The organism is Corallococcus sp. CA047B (genome assembly GCF_003612065.1).
Taxonomy (GTDB): domain Bacteria; phylum Myxococcota; class Myxococcia; order Myxococcales; family Myxococcaceae; genus Corallococcus; species Corallococcus praedator.
Genome location: NZ_RAWD01000618.1, coordinates 1 through 1,861 on the forward strand (window position 1 = coordinate 1; position 1,861 = coordinate 1,861).

At 74.3% G+C, this 1,861-nt stretch carries 3 protein-coding genes and 1 pseudogene; 3 read left to right on the forward strand and 1 reads right to left on the reverse strand.

The genetic code is table 11. The features are described from left to right. From D7X74_RS43820 to D7X74_RS41635, 3 genes and pseudogenes are all read left to right on the forward strand, one after another. Positions 1-167 (forward strand): annotated as a pseudogene (locus tag D7X74_RS43820) (thiamine phosphate synthase); the annotation flags it as partial. 11 nt (positions 168-178) lie between these two features. Next, positions 179-946: a gamma-glutamyl-gamma-aminobutyrate hydrolase family protein gene (locus D7X74_RS41630; protein WP_120538437.1), complete on the forward strand. Its 768-nt coding sequence runs from the start codon at positions 179-181 to the stop codon at positions 944-946. Beyond that, on the forward strand, positions 943-1,683 hold the full coding sequence (locus D7X74_RS41635) for a bifunctional hydroxymethylpyrimidine kinase/phosphomethylpyrimidine kinase (RefSeq protein WP_120538438.1): 741 nt from the start codon (positions 943-945) through the stop codon (positions 1,681-1,683). The genes D7X74_RS41630 and D7X74_RS41635 overlap by 4 nt, the downstream gene beginning before the upstream one ends. Before the next feature lie 36 nt (positions 1,684-1,719). Here the strand turns inward: D7X74_RS41635 and D7X74_RS41640 are convergent. Beyond that, on the reverse strand, positions 1,720-1,861 hold a 142-nt coding region (locus D7X74_RS41640), incomplete at its 5' end, for a DnaB-like helicase C-terminal domain-containing protein (RefSeq protein WP_279637185.1).

The window sequence follows — 1,861 nt, forward strand, 5'->3', positions numbered from 1 at the left end:
TTGGCGGGGTGGGCCTCTCCAACATCGCCCGGGTGGCGGCGACGGGGGCGCACGGCGCGGCGGTGGTATCGGATGCCCTGCTTGCCCAGGACATCGCCGAGCGGGTGAGGCAGCTGGCGGCCGCGTTTGACAGGGGCGCCCGGGGGACTAGCCTCGAAACAGGGTAGTACCTCCCACCATGAACCATCCGCCTCCGCGTCACCACGGGACGACCCCGCGTCGTCCCAACATCGGCCTCAGCCCGGACTGGGCGCAGCCGGCCGACTCCGCCTTTCCCCGCTACGAGCTGAAGGTGCCCTACGCGGAGGCGGTGCTGCGCGCGGGAGGCCTGCCCTTCGTGCTGCCGTACACGGACGACGCCTCCTGCGTGGACGCGTACCTGGAGCGCGTGTCGGGCATCGTGGTGACGGGGGGCGCGTTCGACATCCCTCCGTCCGCGTACGGCGAGGAGGTGCGCGAGGGCATGGGGCCGCTGAAGGAGGGCCGCACGGCCTTCGAGGCGCAGCTCATCCGGGGCGCGCTCAAGCGCAACCTGCCGGTGCTGGGCGTTTGCGGCGGCATGCAGCTGTTGTGCGTGGTGCTGGGCGGCACGCTGTTCCAGGACATCCTGCGGGAGGTGCCCGGCGCGCGCGACCACGAGCAGAAGCATGACCGGACCCAGCCGCAGCACCCGGTGGAGGTGAAGAACGGCACGCTGCTGGCGGAAGCCGTGGGCCACGGGCAGCTGATGGTGAACTCCACGCACCACCAGGCGGTGAACAAGCCGGGCACGGACGTGGTGGTGAGCGCGCTGTCGCCGGACGGCGTGGTGGAGGCCATCGAGTCCACCGCGCATTCCTTCGCGCTGGGTGTGCAGTGGCACCCGGAGCTGATGTTGAGCACCATCCCCGTGCACCTGGGCGTCTACAAGTCGCTGGTGCAGAAGGCGCGCGAGCACCGCCGGTGAGGCCGCGCGTCCTGCTGCTGGCGGGCCTGGAGCCCACGGGCAGGGCGGGCCTGCTGGCGGACGTGGCCGCGGTGCGGGCGCGCGGTGGTGACGCGGTGGCGGTGCCCACGGCCCAGACGGCGCAGGGGACGCACACCTTCGCCGTGGTGCCGGCGGCGCCCCGCATGCTGACGGCGCAGGTGACCGCGGCGCGCGAGTGGGGCGTGTTGCACGCGGTGAAGTGGGGCGTGGTGCCCGGGCCCTCGCAGCTGGCCACGGCGAGGGCCGCGCTCAAGGGCACCGACGCGTGGTGGGTGGTGGATCCGGTGGTGCGCTCGTCGCGAGGGCAGGCGCTGTCGCGCCTGTCGCCCCGGCACTACCTGGCGCTGGCGGGCCCGCGCGTGGTGGTGACGCCCAACCTGGACGAGGCGGGGTGGCTCCTGGGCCGGCCCGCGCCCGGCACGGTGGAAGAAGCGCAGGAGGCCGCGGAGGGCCTCTGCCGCCTGGGCTTCGGCGTGGTGCTGGTGAAGGGCGGGCACCTGCCCGAGGGACAGGGGCTGGCGGACGTGCTGGCCTTCTCCGGCCGCATGCTGGTGATGCGGGGACGCCGGCTCAAGCGGCCCCCGGAGCGCCGGGGCACAGGGTGCAGGCTGGCCTCCGCGCTGGCGGCGGAGCTGGGCCGGGGCACGGGCCCGGAGGCCGCGGTCCGGGCCGCGCGCGAGCACGTCACGCGCTACCTGCGCACCGGCCGCGACTGAAGCGGGGGAGGGCAGGGCCCCGACACCGCCAGGGCGTCAGTCGCCCCGGGCGCGGCTTTCGAAGCGGGTGAACTCCGACAGGAACACCATGTCCACGGAGCCGATGGGGCCGTTTCGCTGCTTGGCGACGATGAGCTCCACGGGGATGACCGCGCCGCCTCCGCCACCACCCCCGCCG

What these genes read in the sequence shown, in the direction of transcription:
- D7X74_RS41630 (WP_120538437.1), top strand. Translation starts at nt 179, where the DNA reads ATGAACCATCCGCCTCCGCGTCACCACGGGACGACCCCGCGTCGTCCC.